At 72.1% G+C, this 22,003-nt stretch carries 21 protein-coding genes; 7 read left to right on the forward strand and 14 right to left on the reverse strand.

Annotation, left to right across the window (positions count from 1 at the left end; all coding sequences use genetic code 11):
- Positions 1-16: 16 nt before the first annotated feature.
- The 6 genes from OG494_RS13860 to OG494_RS13885 all read right to left on the reverse strand — a co-directional run bounded on the left by OG494_RS13860 (position 17) and on the right by OG494_RS13885 (position 6,045).
- Positions 17-1,138, reverse strand: coding sequence for an acyl-CoA dehydrogenase family protein (locus tag OG494_RS13860; RefSeq protein WP_328455636.1), 1,122 nt, complete (start codon positions 1,136-1,138; stop codon positions 17-19).
- Complete coding sequence (locus OG494_RS13865) at positions 1,131-1,406, reverse strand: acyl carrier protein (protein ID WP_247051670.1); 276 nt, start codon at positions 1,404-1,406, stop codon at positions 1,131-1,133. Before OG494_RS13865 ends, OG494_RS13860 begins: the two co-directional genes overlap by 8 nt.
- Positions 1,403-2,266 carry a 3-hydroxyacyl-CoA dehydrogenase family protein gene (locus tag OG494_RS13870; protein WP_328455639.1) on the reverse strand — a complete coding sequence of 288 codons (864 nt, stop codon included), beginning with the start codon at positions 2,264-2,266 and terminating at the stop codon, positions 1,403-1,405. Before OG494_RS13870 ends, OG494_RS13865 begins: the two co-directional genes overlap by 4 nt.
- A gap of 162 nt (positions 2,267-2,428) precedes the next feature.
- Positions 2,429-2,677, reverse strand: a complete 249-nt coding sequence (locus tag OG494_RS13875) for a hypothetical protein (RefSeq protein ID WP_328455641.1) — start codon at positions 2,675-2,677, stop codon at positions 2,429-2,431.
- 249 nt (positions 2,678-2,926) lie between these two features.
- A complete protein-coding gene (locus OG494_RS13880; protein WP_328455643.1) occupies positions 2,927-5,695 on the reverse strand; it encodes an AAA family ATPase in 2,769 nt (922 codons plus the stop codon).
- A 74-nt stretch (positions 5,696-5,769) separates the two neighbouring features.
- Positions 5,770-6,045, reverse strand: a complete 276-nt coding sequence (locus tag OG494_RS13885) for a hypothetical protein (RefSeq protein WP_328455645.1) — start codon at positions 6,043-6,045, stop codon at positions 5,770-5,772.
- 186 nt (positions 6,046-6,231) lie between these two features.
- On the opposite strand from OG494_RS13885, the gene OG494_RS13890 reads away from it, so the two are divergent.
- Both OG494_RS13890 and OG494_RS13895 read left to right on the forward strand, forming a co-directional pair.
- Positions 6,232-7,038 (forward strand): thioesterase II family protein, encoded by an 807-nt coding sequence (locus OG494_RS13890; protein ID WP_328455647.1) that lies wholly within the window; start codon positions 6,232-6,234, stop codon positions 7,036-7,038.
- Positions 7,039-7,081: 43 nt separating this feature from the next.
- Complete coding sequence (locus OG494_RS13895; protein ID WP_247051664.1) at positions 7,082-7,843, forward strand: DeoR/GlpR family DNA-binding transcription regulator; 762 nt, start codon at positions 7,082-7,084, stop codon at positions 7,841-7,843.
- 7 nt (positions 7,844-7,850) lie between these two features.
- On the opposite strand, the gene OG494_RS13900 is transcribed toward OG494_RS13895, so the two are convergent.
- Complete coding sequence (locus tag OG494_RS13900) at positions 7,851-9,011, reverse strand: cytochrome P450 (protein ID WP_328455649.1); 1,161 nt, start codon at positions 9,009-9,011, stop codon at positions 7,851-7,853.
- Positions 9,012-9,178: 167 nt separating this feature from the next.
- Here OG494_RS13900 and OG494_RS13905 point away from each other — a divergent pair, with 167 nt between their 5' ends.
- The 3 genes from OG494_RS13905 (at position 9,179) to OG494_RS13915 (ending at position 12,263) form a co-directional block, all read left to right on the forward strand.
- A complete protein-coding gene (locus OG494_RS13905; protein WP_328455651.1) occupies positions 9,179-9,439 on the forward strand; it encodes a hypothetical protein in 261 nt (86 codons plus the stop codon).
- Positions 9,440-9,488: 49 nt separating this feature from the next.
- Positions 9,489-11,309 (forward strand): glutamine--fructose-6-phosphate transaminase (isomerizing), encoded by a 1,821-nt coding sequence (gene glmS, locus OG494_RS13910; RefSeq protein WP_328455653.1) that lies wholly within the window; start codon positions 9,489-9,491, stop codon positions 11,307-11,309.
- A gap of 96 nt (positions 11,310-11,405) precedes the next feature.
- Positions 11,406-12,263, forward strand: a complete 858-nt coding sequence (locus OG494_RS13915; RefSeq protein ID WP_328455655.1) for an NAD-dependent epimerase/dehydratase family protein — start codon at positions 11,406-11,408, stop codon at positions 12,261-12,263.
- A 305-nt stretch (positions 12,264-12,568) separates the two neighbouring features.
- Here OG494_RS13915 and OG494_RS13920 read toward each other — a convergent pair whose 3' ends face one another.
- The 6 genes from OG494_RS13920 to OG494_RS13945 form a co-directional block, all read right to left on the reverse strand.
- A complete protein-coding gene (locus tag OG494_RS13920; protein WP_328455657.1) occupies positions 12,569-13,234 on the reverse strand; it encodes an HAD family hydrolase in 666 nt (221 codons plus the stop codon).
- Positions 13,235-13,251: 17 nt separating this feature from the next.
- A complete protein-coding gene (locus OG494_RS13925; protein ID WP_328455658.1) occupies positions 13,252-14,127 on the reverse strand; it encodes a LysR family transcriptional regulator in 876 nt (291 codons plus the stop codon).
- 42 nt (positions 14,128-14,169) lie between these two features.
- Positions 14,170-14,922 carry an alpha/beta fold hydrolase gene (locus OG494_RS13930; RefSeq protein WP_328455659.1) on the reverse strand — a complete coding sequence of 251 codons (753 nt, stop codon included), beginning with the start codon at positions 14,920-14,922 and terminating at the stop codon, positions 14,170-14,172.
- A gap of 19 nt (positions 14,923-14,941) precedes the next feature.
- Entirely contained in the window at positions 14,942-15,310 is a 369-nt protein-coding gene (locus tag OG494_RS13935) for a DoxX family protein (protein WP_328455660.1), read from the reverse strand.
- Positions 15,311-15,369: 59 nt separating this feature from the next.
- Complete coding sequence (locus tag OG494_RS13940; RefSeq protein ID WP_328455661.1) at positions 15,370-17,721, reverse strand: glycosyl hydrolase family 95 catalytic domain-containing protein; 2,352 nt, start codon at positions 17,719-17,721, stop codon at positions 15,370-15,372.
- A gap of 112 nt (positions 17,722-17,833) precedes the next feature.
- Positions 17,834-19,039, reverse strand: a complete 1,206-nt coding sequence (locus OG494_RS13945) for a lipase family protein (protein ID WP_328455662.1) — start codon at positions 19,037-19,039, stop codon at positions 17,834-17,836.
- Between the two features lie 111 nt (positions 19,040-19,150).
- Here OG494_RS13945 and OG494_RS13950 point away from each other — a divergent pair, with 111 nt between their 5' ends.
- Positions 19,151-19,762 carry a TetR/AcrR family transcriptional regulator gene (locus tag OG494_RS13950; protein WP_328455664.1) on the forward strand — a complete coding sequence of 204 codons (612 nt, stop codon included), beginning with the start codon at positions 19,151-19,153 and terminating at the stop codon, positions 19,760-19,762.
- A gap of 36 nt (positions 19,763-19,798) precedes the next feature.
- Positions 19,799-21,229 carry a carotenoid oxygenase family protein gene (locus tag OG494_RS13955; protein WP_328455666.1) on the forward strand — a complete coding sequence of 477 codons (1,431 nt, stop codon included), beginning with the start codon at positions 19,799-19,801 and terminating at the stop codon, positions 21,227-21,229.
- Here the strand turns inward: OG494_RS13955 and OG494_RS13960 are convergent.
- Complete coding sequence (locus tag OG494_RS13960; RefSeq protein ID WP_442874403.1) at positions 21,226-21,987, reverse strand: SDR family oxidoreductase; 762 nt, start codon at positions 21,985-21,987, stop codon at positions 21,226-21,228. The two genes, OG494_RS13955 and OG494_RS13960, sit on opposite strands and share 4 nt — an antisense overlap.
- Positions 21,988-22,003 lie beyond the last annotated feature (16 nt).

Here is a 22,003-nt window from a genome sequence, read left to right on the forward strand (position 1 = left end):
GCCACCGGACTCCTCCTTAGCCGCCGCTGTTCGCGAGGACACGCGTGTGCCCCGCCAGGATCAGCTGGCAGATTTCGTTGCTGCCCTCGATGAGTTCCATGAGCTTCGCGTCGCGGTGCGCGCGGGCGACCACGTGGCCGTCCTGCGCGGCGGCCGAGGCCAGCACCTGCACCGCCGCCGCGGCACCGCGTGCCGCGCTCGTCGAGCTGACGTACTTCGCCAGCACGGTCGAGACCACCATCTCCGGGGAGCGCTGGTCCCACGCCCGGCTGGCGTGCTCGCACACCCGGGTCGCGGCCTGCTCGTCGGCGAACAGGTCGGCGAGGTGACGGGCCACCAGCTGGCGGTCGGCCAGCGGGATCCCGCCCTGGTGCCGCTTGCCCGCGTGGTCGCCGGCCGCCCTCAGGCAGGCCCGCAGGATGCCGACGCACCCCCAGGCGACCGAAATCCGGCCGTACGCCAGCGCCGTCGTGACCAGCATGGACAGGTCGACGCCGCCGCCGCCCAGCAGGGCGGAGCGCGGCAGCCGGACGTTGTCGAGCCGCACGGTCGAGTGACCGGCCGCCCGGCACCCGCTGGGGTAGGGGATGCGTTCGATCGACACGCCTTCCGCGCGGGCCGGGACGACCACGGCGGCACCCAGCCCGTCGAGCTCGCCGACGACGACGAGCAGGTCGGCGTAGGCCGCCGCGGTGATCCAGACCTTCTCGCCACTGATGACGATGTCGTCACCGTCGGCGCGCACGGTCGTCGCCACCGAAGACAGGTCGCTGCCCGCGGCCGGTTCGCTGAACGCGACCGCGGCCAGGTCACCCGAGGTCAGCCGGCCGAGGTACTTCGCCCGCTGGGCCCGGTCCCCGAACCGCTGGATCGTCCACGCCGCCATGCCCTGCGACGTCATCACGCTGCGCAGCGAGCTGCACAACGCGCCGGCGTGCGCGGTGAAGTGTCCACTGTGGAGGCTGCTCGCGCCGAGACCGCCGAAGTCGGCGGGCACCTCGGCGCACAGCAGCCCGCGGGCGCCGAGCCCGCGGAGCATGTCGACGGGCAGCAGGCCCTCGACATCCCACGCGGCCGCCCGGTCGCCGACCAGCGCGGTCAGCTCGCCGGCCGCACCGGCGAGCGGGTCCTCACTCATCGAGCAGGCGCCGGACGAGTGCGGACATGCCGTCCACGGTGCGGAAGTTGTCCAGCTTCAGGTCCGGGCCGACGATCGCGATGCCGTAGGTCTGCTCGAGGAACACGACCAGCTCCATGGCGAACATCGAGGACACCAGCCCGGTGCGGAACAGGTCCTGGTCCGAGGGGACCTCCTGGTTGATGCGCCCGGCCAGGAAATCCTTGATCTGCTGGGCGACGACCTCCGGCGTCCGCGCCGGGGTTTCGGTGGTGGAGACGTCGTTCACTGGAACACCTTCCCGTACTCGTAGAACCCTCGTCCGGACTTCCGGCCGAGGTGGCCTTCGGCCACTTTGGACTCCAGCAGCGCGCACGGCAGGTGCCGCGGGTCGCCGGTGCGCTCGGACAACAGGCGCAGCGCGTCGGCCAGGTTGTCCAGGCCGATCAGGTCCGCGGTGCGCAACGGGCCCGTCGGGTGGCCGAGGCAGCCCTGCATGAGCTCGTCGACCGACTCGACCGAGGCGGTGCCCTCTTCGACCAGCCGCGCGGCGTCGTTGATCTGCGGGTGCAGCAGCCGGCTCGTGACGAACCCCGGGGAGTCGTTCACGACGATCGGGCGCCGCTTCAGCCGCTCCAGCAGCGCCAGCACGTTGGCGAGCGTGTCGCCCCCCGTCCGCGGGCCGCGCACGACCTCGACGGTCTGGATGAGGTACGTCGGGTTCATGAAGTGCGTCGCGAGCAGGTCCTCCGGGCGCTCGACCGCATCGGCGAGCTCGTCGACCGGGATGCCGGAGGTGTTGGTGATCAACGGGGTCCGCGGGGCGACGAGCCCCGCGATCCTGGCCAGTACGTCGGCCTTGCTCGACGCGTCTTCGATGATCGCTTCGACGACGGCCGTCGCGCCCTTGGCCGCGGTCAGGTCCGTCGTCGCCGTCAGCTCACCCGGTTCGACGTCGGGGAACGCACCCATCAGGCGGCCGTGCCGCAGCTGCTGGTCCACCCTCCGCCGCGCCAGGTCCAATGCTTCGTCGCCGGCTTCGACCAGTGTGACCGGAACCCCGTGTCCCAGTGCCATCGCCGTGATGGCCGATCCCATCACGCCGCCACCGATCACGGCCGGGTGATCCTGCGCTTGTCCGCCCACCACCGCGCCTCACAATCCTCGGGACATTCCCTTGTGCGTTGGGAGGGTCTGTCACGAGTGCGCGAACGGTCAACGAGCCGCGGTCAACTCTAGGGTTTTTCCGCCGCCACGGCGGTTTCCGGGCGGAGAGCCCACTATCCATCCGGTACGGGGAACCGTTCGGGCTCAGGACTCCAGCACGCCGATCGCCGCCAGGTCACCCATCCACGCGCGGATCGAATCGGCCAGTTCGCCCGGTTCGAGATCGCATTCGGGCGCGAGGGTCAGCGCCGCTGCACCGGGGTCCCAGCCGTGCTGGGCCAGCGCGATCCACATGGCCGCGCCGATGCCCTGCGCGAGCACCCGCTGCTCACCGGACGGGAGCGACATCTCGAGCACGCCGGCGTCGTCCACGACCACCGCCAGTCCCGCCACCGGCCGCATTCCGCTCCCCGTTTTCTCCCGCTTCCGATCCCCGGCGGATCCCCCTGCCGGATCCCATCGTCAGCGCCCTCGAACCACTGCCAAGGGAACGCTATCACCGCAGGTCGGGAGCAGACCAGGACGTTTGTCACGTATTGTGGTTCCCACTCGGCGGGACACCCTCGCATTCTCGCACGCGTTTACGCGGATCGGACGGGAATACCCACACCACACGCGGAGCCGATTATTACCCGTTGTCCGTCAGGACAATTCGGCGCCGGCGAGCGCGGGCTCGGGCGCCAGCAGGCCCTGGGAGAAGAGCTCCTGCAGGTGGGCGCGGCCGTTGACGCCGAGTTTGCGGTACACGCTCGTCAGGTGGATTTCCACCGTCCGCAGGGCCAGCAGGAGCCGGTCCGCGATCTCGCGGTTGGTCGCGCCGGCCGCGGCCAGGTCCCCGACCCGCCGCTCCCCCACCGTCAGGACGTCGGTGACGTTCCCGGTCACGGCGTAGTTCCGCCCGCCGGACGCCGTCACGCCGGCCCGGGCCCGGTCCGCCCGGCCCCAGAACCCGGCACGCACCGACAGGTCGACGGCCGCCCGGTAGTGCTTGCGGGCCCCGGGGTGGTCGCCCGCTTCCAGCAGCGCCTGGCCCAGCAGGATTTCCGCTTCGGTCCGGTACCAGGACGCCGGGGTGCCGGCGAGCACGTCGGCGGCCGCGGCCAGCCGTTCGACGGCCGCGGCGCCCTCGGCCGTGAGGCCACGCCCCAGCAGGGCCAGGCCCCGCGCGGACGCCGTGCCCCAGCTCCGGGCCAGGTCCTCGCCCTGTTCGACGAGTGCGATCGCCTCGCTCCGCCGGCCGAGCGTGACGAGCACGCGGGCGGCGTCGAGCCACCACGGCGCGAAGACCGGGTTGTGGACGCCTTCCTCCCGCAGCAGCCGGCCACACGTCAGGAGGTGGCCGAGCGCGGTTTCGTGGTCGTCGCCCAGTTCGCACAGCCAGGCCCGGGCCAGCAACCGGTGCGGCAACCGGAGGACGGCGGTGTCCGGGCCCTCGCGGTCGGCCCGGGCCAGCGCCTGTTCCGCGCCTCCGACGTCCCCCTGCCGCAGCAGGATCAGCGCCTGGGAGACCAGTGGCGCCGTGGCGAGTTCCGGACTGCCGTCCCCGTCGGCGAGCCGGACGGCGGCGGTCGCGTCGGAAAGCGCCCGGGCGAGGTCGCCGGCGCCGCAGCTGAGCCACGACTGCGCGGTCAGGGCGGTGATCGCCGGCCAGCCGGCGTCGTCGCGCGGCGCGTCGGGGACGAGGTCTTCGAGGGCGCCGAACGCCTCGTCCACCTCGTCGGCGAGGTAGAGGACGTAGGCGGCCAGCGACGCGGACCAGAGCACCGCGGGTTCCGGCCGGTCCAGGGCCCGGCGCGCGCACGACACGGCCGTGTCGCGGTCGGTGCCCGCCAGCATGTGGGCCACCGAGGCCAGGGCGAGCACACTCGTCTCGGCCGGCGTCTGACCACCCAGCCCGGACATCGCGGCGAGCCGGCCGTCGAGCAGGCCCAGGGTCCCCGGCTGTTCGAAGGCGACCACGAGCAGCGCGCCTTCGAGCTCGGTGCGCAGGCCGCGGCCGTCCTCCGGGGCGGTGCCGGCGGGCTCCGCGTCGAGCTCGGCGAGAGCCGTCGTCAGCAGCCGGGTCGCCTCGCCCGCTTCCCGGGCCGTCAGCGCGGCCTTGGCCAGCTGCAGGGAGATCAGCGCGCGGCTGCGGGTGTCCTCGGCCAGCTCCGCGGTCCCGGCGAGCGTCGCGTACGCGGCCAGCGGGTCGCGCACGCCGACCACGCGGGCGAACTCGATCCGGGTCGGCACGTCCTCGGGGCGGTCGGCGACCAGCACCCCGAGGTAGCGGGCCGCGTCGGTGTGCCGGCCGGCCCGCTCCGCGGCGCGCGCGGCCTCGGCGAGGACGTCCCGCATCCACTGCTCGGGCAGCCGTCGCCGGCCGAGCAGGTGCGCGCCGACGTCCTCCGCGGGCCGGCCGCGGTCGTTGAGCAGGCGGGCGGCGGTCAGCCGCGAAGCGGTGAGCCGTCGTTGCGGCATCCCGGCCAGGACACCGGCCCGCGCCTCGGCGGAGGCGAACCCGTGGCCGGCCGGGTCGAGGACGTGCTCGGCGGCCAGCACCCGGATCGCGTCCCCGACCAGGGGTTCGGGCACGCCGCTGAGCAGGGCGACCAGCTCGACGTCGGCCCGGTCGAGCACCGCGGCGGCTTCGGCGACGCAACCCACGTACGCCGGGCGGGCCGCGAGGATCCGTTCCACGAGGCGGGCGTGGGCGCCCGGGGCGAGCAGCCGGGCCCGCGCGGCTCCGTCGTCGTCCGGCGCGAAGCCTTCGGTCCGCAGCGCCCGGCACACCTGGCCGAGCAGGGACGGGTTTCCCCCGGTCAGCGCGGTCAGGTCGGCGGCGAAGCCGGGCTCCGGCCGGATCGGCCAGAGCTCCGTGACCAGCTCTTCGACGACCGCCTCCCCGAACCCGGCCAGGTCGATCGTCGCGACGTCACCCGGCGGCAGCGCCAGCGGCGGCCAGACGGGCAGGTCGGCGGGCCGCTGCGCGACCACGAGCAGCAGCGGCAGTTCGGCGCCGCGGTGCAGCTGGTGGGCCAGCACCCGCAGCGAAGCCTCGTCACAGCAGTGGAAGTCGTCGAGCACGAGCACCGCCGGGCGGGTGGCGGTGACCTCGGCCAGGCACCGGCCCAGCCGCCGCGACACCAGCGCGACCGGCGTGCCGTCCCCGCCCGCGCCACCGGGGAGGAGTTCCTCGACGGCGCGTTCGGCGGTCGCGCGGCCGGGACGGCGGCACGTGGCGCGCAGGACCGTCGCCCGGTCTTCGAGCTGCTCCGCGAACGCGTCCAGCAACGTGGTCTTGCCGGTGCCCGCGGCACCTCGGACGCGCACCAGCGTGGCCGCGCCGGCGCGCGCGTTGGCGAACGCCGAGCTCAGGATCTCCAGCTCACGCCGGCGGCCGGTCATCCGCGCCGCGGTCCCACTCGCCACACCGGGCATCCCGCACCTGCTTCCCGCGCCATCGAGGTCAGCGATTCGAGGTCAGTGATTCCGAGGTCGACGACTCACTGGTGCCGTCGGCCGCCGAGCCCTTCGTCGTCCGCGCCGTGCCACATGTCCGGCCGGTACGGCGTGTCGGGCACGACGATCCGGTCGAGAGCCTCGATGCCCTCGCGCGCGGCGGACGGCGGCAGTTCACGCAGCCCCGCGTCGATCCATTCGAGATCGCTCAGCAGCCGGCGCATCGAGTGCGTGTCACCGTGGATCCGGTGCAGGGACTGGACCGCCCTGCGCAGCTCGGTGGCCTTGCGCCGGGCGAGGGCGAGCGCGTCACCGGTCATCGGAGCTCCTCTCGGGGCGGTCGGGCGCGGCCGGGAAACGGCCGTACGCGCAGGCTAGGCGGGCCCTGACCCGGAAAACCGTGGATCTCACGCGTTCCGTCGCGGGTGACCGGCAACACTAAGGTTTCCGTTGCGGCGGCCTGGGTTTACTGGTGACCCGTAAGCACGCCGAAAGGAACACGCCTCGTGAACATCGCGGACAACGCCACGACGCCGTGGATCCGCCGCTACCACCAGGCGGCCGAGGCAGGGACCCGGCTGGTGTGCTTCCCGCACGCCGGTGGTTCCGCCAGCTACTTCCACCCGGTCTCCGCCCGGTTCGCGCCGGACGTCGACGTCGTTTCCCTGCAGTACCCCGGCCGCCAGGACCGCCGGCGCGAACCCTGCGTCGACACCATCGCCGGCCTGGCCGACCTGGTCACGACGGAACTGCTGGCCCTGTCGGCGAAACCGACGGTCTTCTTCGGCCACAGCATGGGCGCGGTCCTGGCCTTCGAAGTCGCGCTGCGGCTCGCGGACCGCGGCGCGCCGGGGCCCGGCGCGCTGATCGCCTCCGGCCGCCGCGGCCCGTCGACCCACCGCGACGAACGGATCCACGAGCGCGACGACGACGGGATCATCGCGGAGGTCAAGGACCTCAACAAACAGGACCTCACGGTGCTCGGCGGCGACGAGATCCTCCGGATGGCCCTGCCGGCCATCCGGAACGACTACCGCGCGATCGAGACCTACACCTGCGCCGCGGACCGCCGCGTCGGCTGCCCGGTGACCGTCCTGATCGGCACCGACGACCCGAAGGTCACCGCCGAGGAGGCGGAGAACTGGCGCGACCACACCGACGGCGCGTTCCGGCTGGAGGTTTTCCCCGGCGGCCACTTCTTCCTCGCGCGGCACCAGGGCGCCGTCAACGGCGAGATCCTGCGTGAACTGCGGGCGCTGCAGGCCCCCGTCGAGGAGACCCCGGCGTTGCTTTCCGGACGTGATTCAACATAAACTCACATCGCCGGCAACACGCACCGACATGAAGGGGGCGGCGATGTACGCGGAGGAGCGTCAGCAAATGATCCTCGAGCGTGCACGTACGCGGGGCAGAGTGGACGTCGCCGAGCTGGCGGGCGAGTTCACCGTCACCACCGAAACCATCCGCCGCGACCTCACCACGCTGGAGCGGCACGGATCGCTCCGCCGGGTGCACGGCGGGGCGATCCCCATCGAACGGCTGGGGTTCGAACCCGCGTTCACCACGCGCGAAAGCGTGATGACGGCGGAGAAGAAGCGCATCGGCAAGGCCGCGCTGGCCGAACTGCCGTCGGAGGGCGCGATCCTGCTCGACGCCGGGACGACCACCGCGCACCTGGCCGAGGCCCTGCCGATCGACTGCAACCTCACGGTGGTCACGAACTCCGTGAACATCGCGCTGTCGCTCTCGAAGCGCCCCAACCTGACGGTCATGCTGGTCGGCGGCCGGCTGCGGGCCCGCACGCTCGCGTCGGTCGACGCCTGGGCGCTGCACGCGCTGAGCGAGACCTTCGTCGAAGTGGCGTTCATGGCCACCAACGGCCTGTCAGTGGAGCGTGGCCTGACCACCCCGGACCCGGCCGAGGCGATGGTCAAGCGCGCCTCGATCGCCGGCGCCCGCCGCGTGGTCCTGCTCGCCGATCACACGAAGGTCGGCAACGACCACTTCGCACGGTTCGCCGAACTGTCCGAAGTGGACACGTTCATCACCGACGGCGGCATCGATTCCACCGTGGCGGCGGAGATCGAGCGCGAAGGCGTCAACGTCCTGACCGCCTGACGCCGCCCTACCAGCGCGCCGGGAGCTCGTACAGTCCGAAGAGGACACCGTCGTGCTTGAAGTTCAGCTCGTCGGCCGGCACGGCCAGGCGCAGCCGCGGGATCCGGGCGAACAGCGTCGTCAGCGCGACCTCCATCTCCAGGCGCGCCAGGTTCTGGCCGATGCACTGGTGGATGCCGTACCCGAACGCGACGTGACTGCGCGCGGACCGCGCCGGGCAGAACTCGCCGGGGTCGTCGAACACCGTCCCGTCGTGGCCGGCCGCCAGCCCGAGCGGCGCCACGCCCTCGCCGCGGCGGATCAGCTGGCCCGAGATCTCGAGGTCCTCGGTGGCGACGCGCAGGCTGACGACGTCGGAGATCGAGTAGAACCGCAGCAGCTCCTCGACGACCCCCTCGTGCCCGATCCACTGTGGATTGTCGAGCAACGTGACCACACCGAGGGACAGCATGTTCGCGGTGGTCTCGTGGCCGGCGACCAGCAGCAGCATCGCGACGCCGCGCAGCTCGTCGTCGTCCAGCACACCCCCGGCGAGCAGCCGGCTGATCAGGTCCTCCCCCGGCTCCGTCCGCTTCGCGGCGATGAGCTCGGTGAGGTAGGTGGTGATTTCGCCGAGCGCGACCTCACGCTGGCGCGCCGTCGAGGCCAGGCTGACCAGCACGCGCGTGCGGGACTCGAAGTGCTCGTGGTCCTCGTAGGGCACACCCAGCAGCTGGCAGATGACCAGGGAGGGCAGCACGAGGCAGAAGGCGGACACGAGGTCGGCGGCGTTGCCGGCGGCGAGCATCCCGTCGATCAGGTCGTCGACGACCTGCTGGATGCCCGGGCGCAGCTCCCGCACCTTGCGGACGGTGAACTCCGGGATCAGCAGCTTGCGGTAGCGGGTGTGCTCCGGCGCGTCCATCGCGACGAACCAGCCGGGGACCGCTTCGGGCGCCCCGCCGGTGGCCGGGAAGCCGGGCAGCGCCGGGTTGGAGCTGAGCCGCGGGTCGGTCAGGGCGGCCCGGACGTCTTCGTGCCGGGTGACCAGCCAGACCAGGTTCCCGCCGGGCAGCATGGTCCGGCAGAGCCCGGGCTTGCCGCGCAGCTCGGCGTAACCGTCGGGCGGGGAGGTCTGGCCGGGCCCGCGCCGGGGGAAGCTCACCACGCCGGATTCCGTGCTCACCATGCGGGTTGTTGTACCGCCCGGCTGCCCTCCAGGGCTGCTGCGACGGCGGAAGTCTGCAAGAACCCCTAGTTCGCCCGCACGTTGACCCATTCCGCGTTTGTCGCAATTCTTGCCCGATATCGGGCAAGAATTTGGCACTCACGACGTTGCCGTGCATGATGGGCGCCATGGAAGACGCCTCACTCGTCGATCAGGTCGCGCTGTCCACGGGCTTGTCGCCCGCGGTGGCCGGGCGCGTGGTCGAGGACGTGCTGGCGTTCTACCGGGAGACCGCCGAGCAGTACGTCCGGCGCCGGCACGCGGAGCTGCAGACCGAGGGGAAGAAGAACCCCGAGATCTTCCCGCTCGTCGCCGGTGAGCTGGACGGCCGGCTCGTCGCGCCGCCCACCCTGTCCGAGCGGCAGCTGCGCCGCATCGTCTACGGCTGACCGGGCCCGCCCCGGTCCCCGTCCCCTGCTCCAGTGAGGTCTCCCCGGCATGTGCGGAATCGTCGGATACATCGGCACCCAGAACGCGGCCCCGATCCTGCTCGAAGGGCTCACCCGCCTCGAGTACCGCGGCTACGACTCGGCCGGGATCGCCGTGCTCGGCACCGGCGGCCAGAGCGTGCACCGGATCACCGGCCGCGTCCGCAACCTGGCCGCCGCGCTGCCGAAGCGGCTGGCCGGCAAGGCCGGCATCGGGCACACGCGCTGGGCGACGCACGGCGGGCCGACCGAGGCCAACGCCCACCCGCACGTCTCCGAAGACGGCCGGATCGCCGTGGTGCACAACGGGATCATCGACAACGCCGACGCGCTGCGCGAGCAGCTCACGCGCGCCGGCGTCACGCTCGCCTCGGACACCGACACGGAGGTGCTCGCCCACCTGATCGCCCGGTCCGAGGCCGAGACGCTGGAAGACGCGGTCGTCGAAGCGGTCTCCCGGATCTCCGGCACGTACGCGATCGCGGTCACCGACGCGAGCCGCCCGGACCGCGTCGTCGTGGCGCGCAACGGCTCCCCGCTGATCGTCGGCGTCGGCGACAAGGAGATGTTCGTGGCCAGCGACCTGGCCGCGCTCGTCCGCCACACCTCCAGCGTCGTGCACCTCGCCGACGGCGAGTTCGCCAGCGTCACCGCCAAGGGGTACCGCACGTTCACCGTCGAGGAGGCCGACACCGGCCGGCCGCCGACGGCGATCGACATCGAGGCCGACGACCTGGACCTCGGCGAGCACAGCCACTACATGTACAAGGAGATCCAGGAGCAGCCCGAGTCGGTGGAGCGGATGATCCGCGGCCGCCTCGACGAGCGTTTCGGCGTCTCCCGCCTGGACGGCCTGAACCTGACGCCCCGGGAGCTGCGCGGCTTCGCGCGGGTGAAGATCCTCGGCTGCGGCTCGGCGTACTACGTCGGCCAGATCGGCGCGACGATGATCGAGGAACTCGCCCGGATCCCGGCCGACGCCGAGGCCGCGTCCGAGTTCCGCTACCGCAACCCGATCATCGAGGCGGACACGCTCTACATCGCGGTCAGCCAGTCCGGGGAGACGGTCGACACCGCGTTCGCCGTCGAAGAGGTCAAGCGCAAGGGCGGCCGCGTCATCGGGCTGGTGAACGTGGTCGGCTCGGCGATCGCGCGCGCCTGCGACGGCGGCCTGTACCTGCACGCCGGCCCGGAGGTGGCCGTCGCGTCCACGAAGGCGCTGACGAACATGGCCGTCGGGTTCGCGATGCTCGCGCTGGCCCTCGGACGGGTCCGCGACCTGTCCAACGCGTCCGGCCAGCGGATCGTCGCGGCGATCCACGCGCTGCCGGACCAGATCCGGGCGGTGCTCGCCGAGGAGAAGCTGATCGAGGAGCACGCGCGTGCCTGCGCCGACGCGAAGAGCCTGTTCTTCGTGGGCCGGGTCCGCGGTTTCCCGGTGGCGCGCGAAGGGGCCCAGAAGTTCAAGGAGGTCTCCTACCGGCACGCCGAGGCGTACCAGACGTCGGAGCTGAAGCACGGCCCGCTGGCGCTGATCGACGCCTCGGTGCCGACGGTCGCGATCGTGCCGGCGGACGAACTCGCGGAGCGCAACCTCGGTGCCCTGCAGCAGATCCGGGCCCGCTCGGGACCGGTGCTGGCCGTCACGCACGAGGACGTCGACTTCGGCGCGCTGGACGTCCCGCGTCTGGTGGTGCCGAAGACCGAGCCGGAGCTGGACCCGATCCTGCTGACGATCCCGCTGCAGCTGCTGGCCTACCACGCGGCGCTGGCGCTGGGCCACGACATCGACAAGCCGCGGAACCTGGCGAAGTCCGTCACCGTGGAGTGATGCCCCGCGGGTATCACAGCGGCCGGAAAGGGTCTTGGACGCGGGCGCGGAACGGGCCGAGAGTCGGAGGGGAACCACGACGAAAGGTCCCTTGCGATGAAGGTCTTCCTCACCGGCGGCTCCGGCTACGTCGGCCGCCCTGCGATCCGGGCCCTGATCCGGCACGGCCACGAGGTGAGCGCGCTCGCCCGCAGCGACGCCGCGGCCCGGACGGTCGCCGACCTGGGCGCCCGCCCGGTGCCCGGCGCCCTGACGGACCCGGCCGTCCTGCGCGCCGCGGCCGCGTCCGCCGACGGCGTCATCCACCTGGGCCAGCACTACGGCGACGACACGGCCCAGGTCGACGACGCGGCGGCGTCGGCGATGCAGGACGGCCTCGGCGACCGGGGTGTCTACGTGCACACGGGCGGCGTCTGGGTCTACGGCGACACGAACGGCGTCGTCACCGAGGACGCGCCGCAGAACCCACCGCGCATCACGGCGTGGCGGCGCGAGAACGAGGACCGCGTCCTCTCCCGCGCCGGCCGTCCGGTGCTGGTGATGCCGGGCCTGGTCTACGGCCACGACGGCGGCCTGGCCGAGACGTTCTTCACGGCCCCGGCCCGCGAGCGCGGAGCGGTCCCCCTGATCGGTGACGGCCGCAACCACTGGGCGCTGGTGCACGCGGACGACATCGCGGAGCTGTACGCGCTGGCGTTGCAGGCGCCGGCGAAGTCGGTGTACGCGGGAGTGAGCGGCGAGAACATCCGCCTGGCGGAGATCGCCGAGGCCCTCAGCTCGGCGGCCGGCTGCCCCGGCCGCTTCGAGCACCTCACCCCGGCTCAGGCCGAGGAGCGGATGGGCCCGATCGCGGAGGCGTTCGCCCTGGACCAGCAGCTGACGCCGGCGCGGGCCCAGGCGGAGCTGGGCTGGGCACCCTCCCACCTGGACGCGTTGTCGGAGCTGCGCGGGTAAGGGGCCGGCGCGGCAAAAGGTACGTGATCACCCGATGCCGCGCCGCCTCCCTCAGGCCGATCTTCGAGGCAGGAACCAACGGCCGGAGGAAAGCCATGCGAGGCGACTGGATCTACGACTGGGTACAGGTCGAGATGGACTACCGCACGGGCGGGACCGAACGGCGAGCACCGGTTCGCCGCACACGCCCGTCCCGCTCGTGGACGGCGCTGCGGTCGGCGTTGTCCACCACACCGAAGCAGCCGGCGGCACGGCCAGGACGGCTGGCGTTGCCAGAGGGGAAATGACGCCGGACGGCATGACCGTCAGCCCATCCGGTGCACCCGTTCCACGGTCTCCAGGAGCCCGGCCAGCCCCGGCAGCACAGCGTCCGCGACGGCCGGGTCCTGCGGGTCACCGTGCCGGTTGATCCAGACGCGCCGGATCCCCAGCTCCCGCGCCGGGACCATGTCGTGGAAATGGCTCTGCGCCACGTGCACCCAGTTCTCCCGGCTCGCGCCGAACGTCGAGGCGAACCGCTCGAAGTGCCCGTGTCCCGGCTTGTACCCGCCGACGTCTTCCGCGGTGACGACGGCGTCGATCGGCACCGCCAGCCGCCGCTCGGTCTCCGCGATCAGGTCCCGGTCGCAGTTGGTCAGCAACGCCAGCCGCCAGCCGGCCGCGCGCAGGTCCGCGAGCGCGGTCCGGGTGTCGGGGAACACCGGCCAGTACGGGAGACCCGTGCCCAGCACGGAAGCGTCGTCGGGCAGCAGGTCCAACCCGGCTTCGGCGGCCGTGCGCCGCAGGGACTCCGCCAGCACCTCCCGGTAGCGCCGGACGGGGACCTCCGCCTGGACGCGCGGTTCGATCCGGTTGTAGACCTCGAGCAGGTCGCCGCCGCGGCCCGGGAACAGCAGCTCGATCCCGGTCGCGATGCCGTGCCGCCAGTCCACCAGTGTGCCGAAGCAGTCGAACGTCGCCCAGCGGATCATCAGGCCCAGCCTCTCCGTCAGTCGGTCACCTGGTCGAACCAAGCCGTCGCGATCTCGGCGAACTCGAAGATCGGCCGGGACCTGCGGGTGACCACCCAGGCGAGACACACCTCGTTCGGCGGGAGGTCCGCGATCGGGACGTGCGCGACGTCCGGCCGGGTGTAGTACTCCGACGTCGAGAGCGGGATGACCGCGATCCCCGTCCCCGCCGCGACGTGCTCCAGCTTCTCCTCGACGCTCCGGAACCCGCGAAACGGCAGCGCCGTCCCGTCTCGCAGTTCGGCCGCGACCTCCCGCCATTCCGGCACCGCACCCGGGTCGTTGAGCAGGTGCTCGTCGGCCAGGTCGGCGATCAGTACCGAATCCTTCCCGGCCAGCCGGTGGTCGGCGCGCAGGACCGCGACCCGCGGCTCGCGGAACAGCGGCCGCACGGTCAGGCCGCGCGGGTCGACCGGCAGCCGCACGACGCTGACGTCGGCGCGGCCGTCGTGCAGGACCTCGACTTGGTCTTCCCAGGTCGTGCGCACCAGGCCGACGTCGAGGGCCGGGTGGCGGGTGGTCAGTTCGCGTACGGCACCCGTCACCGTGATCCCCGGCATGAAACCGATCGTGAACGACGACGTCCCCCGCGCGGCCAGCGCGACCCGGCGCCGCAGGGCGTCGGCGGTGGCCAGGAGGGGGCGGGCGTCTTCCAGCAGCTGCCGGCCGGCCGGCGTCAGCTCCGTGGATCGCCGGTCCCGCACGAAGACCTGCGCCCGCAGTTCGGTTTCCAGCGCGCGGATCTGCCTCGACAACACCGGCTGCGCGATGTGCAGCCGCTCGGCGGCCCGGCCGAAGTGCAGTTCTTCGGCGACCGCCACGAAATACCGCAGCTTCCGCAGGTCGACGTCCACCAGCGGCCTCCGTTCCGGCGAGTCGGTGAGACCTCCAGGGTATTAGGCGTTGGCGTCGAGGAACCGCCGCAGGTGCGGGTTCACCTCGTCCGGGTGGGTGTAGCTCAAGAAGTGCGCCCCGTCCTCGACCACGACCAAAGACCCCTGAGGCAGCGCCGACACCAGTTCGGACGCCCGATCGACCGGGTACGCCAGGTCCGATGTGCCGTGCAGGACCAGGGCCGGGCACGCGATCTCGCCCACCCGGTCCAGCACGGCGTCGCGATCGACGAGGGCCGTCATCGCGTAGGTCAGCTGGTCCGCCGGAACCGAGCCCCAGCGCCGCTTCCACTCCCCCACCTCCGCCGGGCCGAAGCAGATCGTCGCGACGCCGTCGAGGACCTCCGGCGGGGCGCCGCCCGACACCCAGGCGTCGAGGACCGCTCGGTAGCCCGTCGCCACCGCCGGGTCTTCCGCCGCGGCCGAGGTGCCGAGCACCGCCAACGCGCGAACCCGGGAAGGAGCCAGCAGCGCCGTCCGCAACGCGACGAACCCGCCCTGGCTCGTGCCGACGACCGCCGCGGACGTGACGTCCAGGTGATCCAGTACCGCCAGGACGTCGCGCGCCACGTCCCAGTAGTCGAACGCCTCCGAAGCGGTCGTGCCGCCGTGGGCCCGCTCGTCGACCGTGATGCAGCGGAAGCCGTCCAGGGCCGGCAGTTGCGCGGCGAACATGCGGCCGTCCATCAGGAAGCTGTGCAGCAGCACGACCGCCGGGCCGGAGCCGCCGTGGTCGGTGAAGGCGGGAAGCGTCATCGATCCTCCGGAAGAACGGTCAGCCGGCGAACCGGCCCACGGCGACGAACGCCGCCAGCACCAGCAGCACGACGTTCATCGGCAGCGCCTTGGTCTCCTTGCGGCGCCCGTGCACGATGATCGCACCGATCTGGACGATCGCCAGTCCGGTGGCCGCGAGCGGGGTCAGCACCGGCGCGATGTCCAGTGCCCACGGCAGGATCAGGCCGATCGCGCCGACGATCTCGATCGCGCCGATCCCTTTGATCGCCGCCGCGGAGAAGTCCGCCGTCCACCCCATGTTGGGGTTGTCGAGGAGCTTCTCCCGCGGGGTCACGAGCTTCATGCCCCCCGCGCCGAGGTACAGGGCGGCCAGCACACCGGCGACGATCCACAGGGCGAGGTTCACGGTGACTCCAGACTCCGGAAATGTGATTGAACACTACATCACTTTCCGGAGGGCAGCCCTCAACTTGGCGCGATCGTGACCGACCCGCCGGGCCGCAGGGTGACGACGCGCTTCCACGCGCCGGCACGCACCTCGGTCCGCGTCCCGCCGACGCTGCGGATCACCGCGCGGGTCACCTTGCCGTCGCGCCACGCGACGTCGACCTCGAACCCGCCGCGCGCGCCGATCCCGGTCACCTTCCCCGAGCGAGCCCACGCCGACGGCAGCGCGGGCAGCAGCTCCAGCACGCCCGGGCGCGAGTACAGCAGCATCTCCAGCGCCGCGGTGGGCGCGCCGAGGTTCGCGTCGATCTGGAAGATCGTGTAGCTGCCCTGGCTGTACATGTCGAAGAAGTTCGGCGCGGTGCCGTTGCCGTTGGCCACCGACGGCCGCATGACCGTGAGCAGCAGCTGGTACGCCTTGTCCGCGTCCTTCAGCCGCGCCCAGCACGCCGACCGCCACGCGGTCGCCCAGCCGAAGCTGTCCATCCCCCGCGCGGTCAGCAGGGCACGCACCCCGCCGAGCAGCTCGGCGGACGACGTGTCCGTCGCGATGCGGTCGCCCGGGAAGAACCCGATCAGCGGCGACAGGTGCCGGTGCGTGGTCTCGCCCAGGTTGTCCGGCGACATCCACTCCTCGAGCCAGCCGGTCGCCGGGCTCACCTTCGGCAGGTACAGCTGCCGCTGCAGCCCGGCGATCCGGTCGCCGTACGCGCGATCGCGTCCCAGCGTCGTGGCCGCCGAGCGGTAGTGCTCGAACAGGTCCCAGACGATCTCCTGGGAGTACGTGTTCCCGAGCGTGTCCTGCGGGCCGTGTTCCGGTGACCAGTCGTGGTCGTCGACCAGCACCTCGCGGCCGTCGACGGTCGTCGTGACCAGCCGCGCCTCCCAGAACTCGGCGGCCCCCTTGAGCAGCGGGTAGATCCGCGCGAGGTAGGCCTTGTCCTGGGTGAACGCGTAGTGGTCCCACAGCGAGTTGCACAGCCACGCGTTGCCGGCGGGATGCCACCACCAGCCGGAGCCGCCGTAGATGTTGGTGGAGAACGCGATGGCCCAGCCGCCGATCTTGCCGCTGGTGTTGCGGAAGCGGTTTCTCGGGTCGTTGAAGGACCTCTTCGTGGTGTCCGTCCACACGGGAAGCTGCGAGAGGCAGTAGTCGGCCAGCGCCGTGAAACTGCCCGGCAGCGCCGCGCGGTCGGGCAGCCAGTAGTTCATCTGGAGGTTGATGTCGGTGTGGTAGTCGCTCATCCAGTCGGGCGTGTTGTTGTTCTGCCACAAGCCTTGCAGCCCCATCGGCAGGCCGTCGCGCGAGCCGGTGATCGTCAGGTAGCGACCGTACTGGAGGTAGGACGCTTCCAGCTCCGGGTCCGGCGTGGCCGGCTCGTCGTGCCGCGCCACCAGCCGCGCCCACGTGTCCAGCGAGCGCTTCGACGCCGGGGAGGCGCCCAGGTCGACGGTCATCCGGTCGTAGAGCCGCCGGTAGTCCGCGACGTGCGTCGCGAGCAACGCGCCACCCCCGGCGCGCAGCGCGCGAGCCGCCTTCTGCTTCGACAGCACCAACGGATCCAGAGCGGCGTCGAGGAACTTCCGCGCCGCGTCGGGCACGTAGTTCGTGCCACCCGAAAGCACGACGACGACCTCGCGGCAGCCGGTGAACACCACGTTGTTCCCCTGCTGGGCAACGGTTCCACCCCGGCTCGACGCGGCAGCGGCGCACGCGTACTTCAGCCCGTTGGCGAAGGTCGCCGCGAACGCGGGGCCGCTCAGCACCTCGTCCCGCGTCGGCTCCAAGGCGACCGTGCCGGTCAGCGTCCCGCGGCCTTCGCCGGTCAGCCGGACGACCACGACGTCGTCGGGGTGGCTCGCGTAGACCTCCCGCCGGTACCGGGTGCCCTGGCACGTGTAGGCGACGGTCACCAGGCCGTTGCTCAGATCGAGCGTCCGCCGGTAGTCCGTGACGCCGACGTGCGCCGGCACGGAGATCCGCGCCTTCGCCAGCAGCCCGAGGGTGCCGAACTTCTCGCGTTCGTACGGGAACTGGCCGTCGTCTTCGAGGACCTCGTTGGCGCCGCCGGTCCAGAGGGACGCGTCGGACAGGTACAGGAAGTCGGCGGCCGGGTCGCCGCCGACAAGGGCACCGATCCGACCATTGCCGATCGGCAGGCCCTGTTCGATGATCTTGTCCTCGGCCGCGGGCGACGGGTACCACAGGGTCGTCGCCCGGCTGTCGGGCACGAGATCCGCGACAGCCGGGCGCACGACATCTGCGCTTGCGACAAAAGGACGAACGCCACTCAGGGCGATCCCGGCGCCGACCGCGCCACCGAGCTTGAGGAAGGTGCGGCGCGACGGCGGAAGGGAGGGGTTCGACATGTCGGATCCGTTCGGCGTTGAAGGCGGGGACCGGCTTGCAGCCCGCCAAACATATGACCTATCCGGATCCGAGGTCAAGATTCTTCGTAATTAATCCGATATTATGAAGATCTCAGCAGCTCGACGGCGCGGGCTTCCCGGCCAGCCGGTCGTGGACGTAGGCGAGCGCCCCGGGCGCACCCTGCACCGCGACGGTGACGTGGTCGCCGATCGGGATGCGGCGGTACTGGATCGTGACGCCTTCCGCGCAGTACTTCCGGACCAGCGCGTCCACCGGCGGCGTGAGCGCCAGCTCGTCGAAGATCCCCTGGTAGAAGTACGTCGGCGAGCCGGGTTTCCGGGTGCCCATGATGTTCTGCGCGATCACGTTCCGCACGGCCGGCACGTCGAGCAGCTGCGGCACGGTCGTGTAGTCACTCATCCGATGGAACGCCTGGGTGACGCTGAACTGGGCGATGCACTGCTTGCCGACGTCCTCGAACGCCTGCTTGCCGCGCGCGTTGAGCAGCGTGGCCGTGTCGATCTCCGGGTACGCGCGGCTCAGCCCGACCGCCGCGCCGATGTAGATCCCGGCGAACACACCACCGTCGATGCGGCGGGCGACGTACTCGATGTCCGCGGGCACCCCACCGGCCGCGACGCCGGCGAACTTCAACTCCGGCGCGTACGCCGGCTGGACCTCGTTGGCCCACTGGCTGGCCAGCGCCCCGCCCGAATAGCCCATCAGCGCCGTCGGGGTCGCGGGCCCGGAAAGCCCGGCGGGCGCGAACGACTGGGCCGCGCGGATGCCGTCGATGACGCCGTGTGCGGTGTTGAGCCCGGCCGTCCACTCGGACCGTGGGCCCTCGTAGTCGGCGGTCACGACGGTGTGGCCCGCGGCGAGCAGCGGCACCATCAGCGCCAGTTCCTCGGCGGGCAACGCCGTGCCGGTGGCCAGCACGTACGACGGTGCGCAGTCGAGGCTGAGCCCGTCCTGCGCGGTCTGGTACGAGACCAGCGTCTTCGAGGTGGACGACGCCGGCTGCATCACCGTCGCGACGTCGGCGATGGCCGCGCCGCGCGTGTCCGACGAGCGGTACTTGACCTGCCAGGCCCGGATCGGCACCGGCAGGGTGAGCGCCCGGATCGTGATCGGGCGCGAGTCGAGGATCGTGCCCGGCGCGACGTCGGGGAACGGCGACGGCTGGGCGTAGAAGGGATCGGCGGCGGGGTTCGGCGGCAGCCCGGCGGCGGACGCGGCGGCGGGGGCGACCAGGGCGGCCGCGGCGAGGACCGCGACGGTGAGGATTCGGCGGATGTCGGCGCTGACAGTGGGCACGGGACCTCCCGGTTTCGATACCGACCGGTATCGTGTGTCCGATTTACCAGATGACCTGCGTCACAGTCAACGAAGGACGCCCAGGTGAGGGAGGCGGTAGCGTTGCGCTCCATGACCGGCCCCCCACGCCGCCGCCCGAGCCGCGCCGAGACCCGGCGGCGGATCATCGACGCCGCCACCGCGGTGTTCGCCCGCCAGGGCATCGCCGCGACGTCGCTCAACGACGTCGCGGCCGAGGCCGGCCTGACCAAGGGCGCCGTCTACTCCAGCTTCACCGGTCGCGACGACCTGGTGCTGACGATCATGGAAGAGCACATCGTCGAACGGATGGAGGGCGCGACGACCGCGTTCACCGACCGGGCCGACCTCGACGAGGCCACCACGGAAGCCGGGGCGCGGCTGCTCGCCGGGATCGACTCGGACGCCACCTGGCACCGGCTGCTGCTGGAGTACTGGGGTCTGGCGATGCGGAACCCGGCCGTCCACAAGGGACTCGCGGAGCGCCGCGCCCGGCTGCGCGACGCGATCACCGCGGCCATCCGCAAGGCCGCCGCCCAGCACGGGGTCGAGCTGCCCCTGGCACCCGAGCACCTCGCGGTGGTGGTGCTGGCCCTGTCCAACGGCCTCGCGGTGGAACGTGGTGTCGAGCCCGACGCGGTCCCGTCGTCGCTGTTCAGCGACGTGCTCAAACTGCTCGTCACGCCCCGGCCGGCCGACGTCTAGGGGTTTCCAGGTGCGACGAAAGGTCTACTACCGGTGATGACCAATCCCTTCCTCGAAGGCAACTTCGCCCCGATCAGCCAGGAGCACACCCTCACCGAACTCGAGGTCACCGGGACGATCCCGGACTTCCTCGACGGCCGCTACCTGCGCAACGGCCCGAACCCGCTGTCCGAAGTGGACCCGGCGGCGTATCACTGGTTCATGGGTGACGGCATGGTCCACGGCGTCCGCCTGCGCGACGGCAAGGCCGAGTGGTACCGCAACCGCTGGGTGCGCAACCCGTCGATCGACGCGATCCTCGACGGCGACCGGCCGCGCCGCACCCCGCACGGCCTCAGCGCCAACACGAACGTCATCGGCCACGCCGGCAAGACGCTCGCCCTGATGGAGGCCGGCGCCACGATCTGGGAACTGTCCGACGAGCTCGACACCGAGGGCCGCTGCGACTTCGACGGCACCCTCTCCGGCGGCTACACCGCCCACCCCAAGCGCGACCCGCGGACCGGCGAACTGCACGCCGTCTCCTACTCGATGGCCAAGGGCAACAAGGTCACCTACTCCGTGATCGACGCGGCCGGCCGGGTCCGGCGCGAGGTCGACGTCGAGGTCACCGGCGCGCCGATGATGCACGACTTCTCCCTCACCGAACGGCACGTCGTCTTCTACGACCTGCCGGTGACCTTCGATGCCGGCATGGCGACCGCGGCGATCCCGTCCCGGGTGCTGCGCACCACCGCCCGCCTCGTGCTCTCGGCGGTCATCGGCCGGGTGCGGATCCCCGACCCGATCACCGCGCGGCTGGCCACGAAGATCGCGGCCAACGGCGGCCTGCCCTACCACTGGAACCCGAAGTACCCGGCGCGAGTCGGCGTGATGCCGCGCGAAGGCGGCAACGGCGACGTCCGCTGGTTCGACGTCGAGCCCTGCTACGTCTTCCACCCGCTCAACGCCTACGACGACGGCGACAGCGTCGTGCTCGACGTCGTCCGGCACCCCCGGATCTTCGACCGCGAACTGCACGGGCCCGACGAGGGCGTGCCGACGCTGGACCGGTGGACCGTCGACTTCTCCTCCGGGAAGGTCATCGAGGAACGGCTCGACGACCGCGGCCAGGAGTTCCCCCGCGTCGACGAGCGGCTGGTCGGGCTCCGGCACCGTTACGGCTACGCGCCCGCCGTGAGCAGCGGCGCGACCCCGTCGGAGGCCTTGTACAAACACGACTTCTCGAACGGCTCGTCGCAGGTGCGGTCGTTCGGGGCCGGGCGCACGCCGGCGGAGTTCGTTTTCGTGCCGCGTGCCGAAGACGCCGCCGAGGACGACGGTGTCCTGGCCGGTTTTGTCCACGACGCGGCCACCGAACGCAGCGAACTGACGCTGCTCGACGCCGCCACGCTGGAGACGGTCGCCGCGATCCACTTGCCGGACCGGGTGCCGATCGGCTTCCACGGCAACTGGGTGCCGAGCTAGCGCTTCCGGTACCCCAGCACCCCGGCGTCGGCCTGCTCGGACAGGTACCGCGCGAACGTGATCCGGCCGTCGAGGTGGTCCGGCGTGAGGTGGCCGCCGCCGGCGTACGCCCGGAACGTCTCCCCCGGGAGCTTCACCGAGACGATCCTGCGGCGCCGCCCGCTCGCCTCGGCGACCGCCTGGGCCAGCTCGGCCGCCGCCAGGATCTCCGGGCCGCCGAAGTCGTCGACGCGGCCCACCGGGTCGCCGGTGGCCAGGTCGGCCAGGCGCGGCGCGACGTCGCGGACGTCCACGGGCTGGAAGCGCACCCGGGGTACGGGCAGCACCGGCAGCCGGGACGCGCCCGCGAACAACGTCCGGACCAGCGCGTGGAACTGCGTGGCGCGCTGGATCGTGTACGGCAGACCGGACGCGGCGATCAGCTCCTCGGCCGCGAGCTTGCTCCGGTAGTAGCCGAGCGGGACGCGGTCGACGCCGACGATCGAGACGTAGACCAGGTGCGGTCCGCCGGTCCAGCGCGCGGCCTCGACCAGCGTCCGCGCGAGCGCCGTCTCGTGCCGGAAGTCGGTGGCGCAGTGGACGACGGTGTCGACGCCGGCCAGCGCGCTGTCGACGCCGCGCCCGGTGCGCAGGTCGCCGGGCACGACGTCCGGCCCGGGCCGTCTGCTGAGGACGCGGACCTCTTCGCCCGCCGCGCGCAGCCGCTCGGCGACCACCCTGCCGAGCTGCCCGGTGCCGCCGGTGACCAGGATCCGCACGAGGCCCACCTCCACC

The organism is Amycolatopsis sp. NBC_00438, from assembly GCF_036026695.1.
Classification (GTDB): domain Bacteria; phylum Actinomycetota; class Actinomycetes; order Mycobacteriales; family Pseudonocardiaceae; genus Amycolatopsis.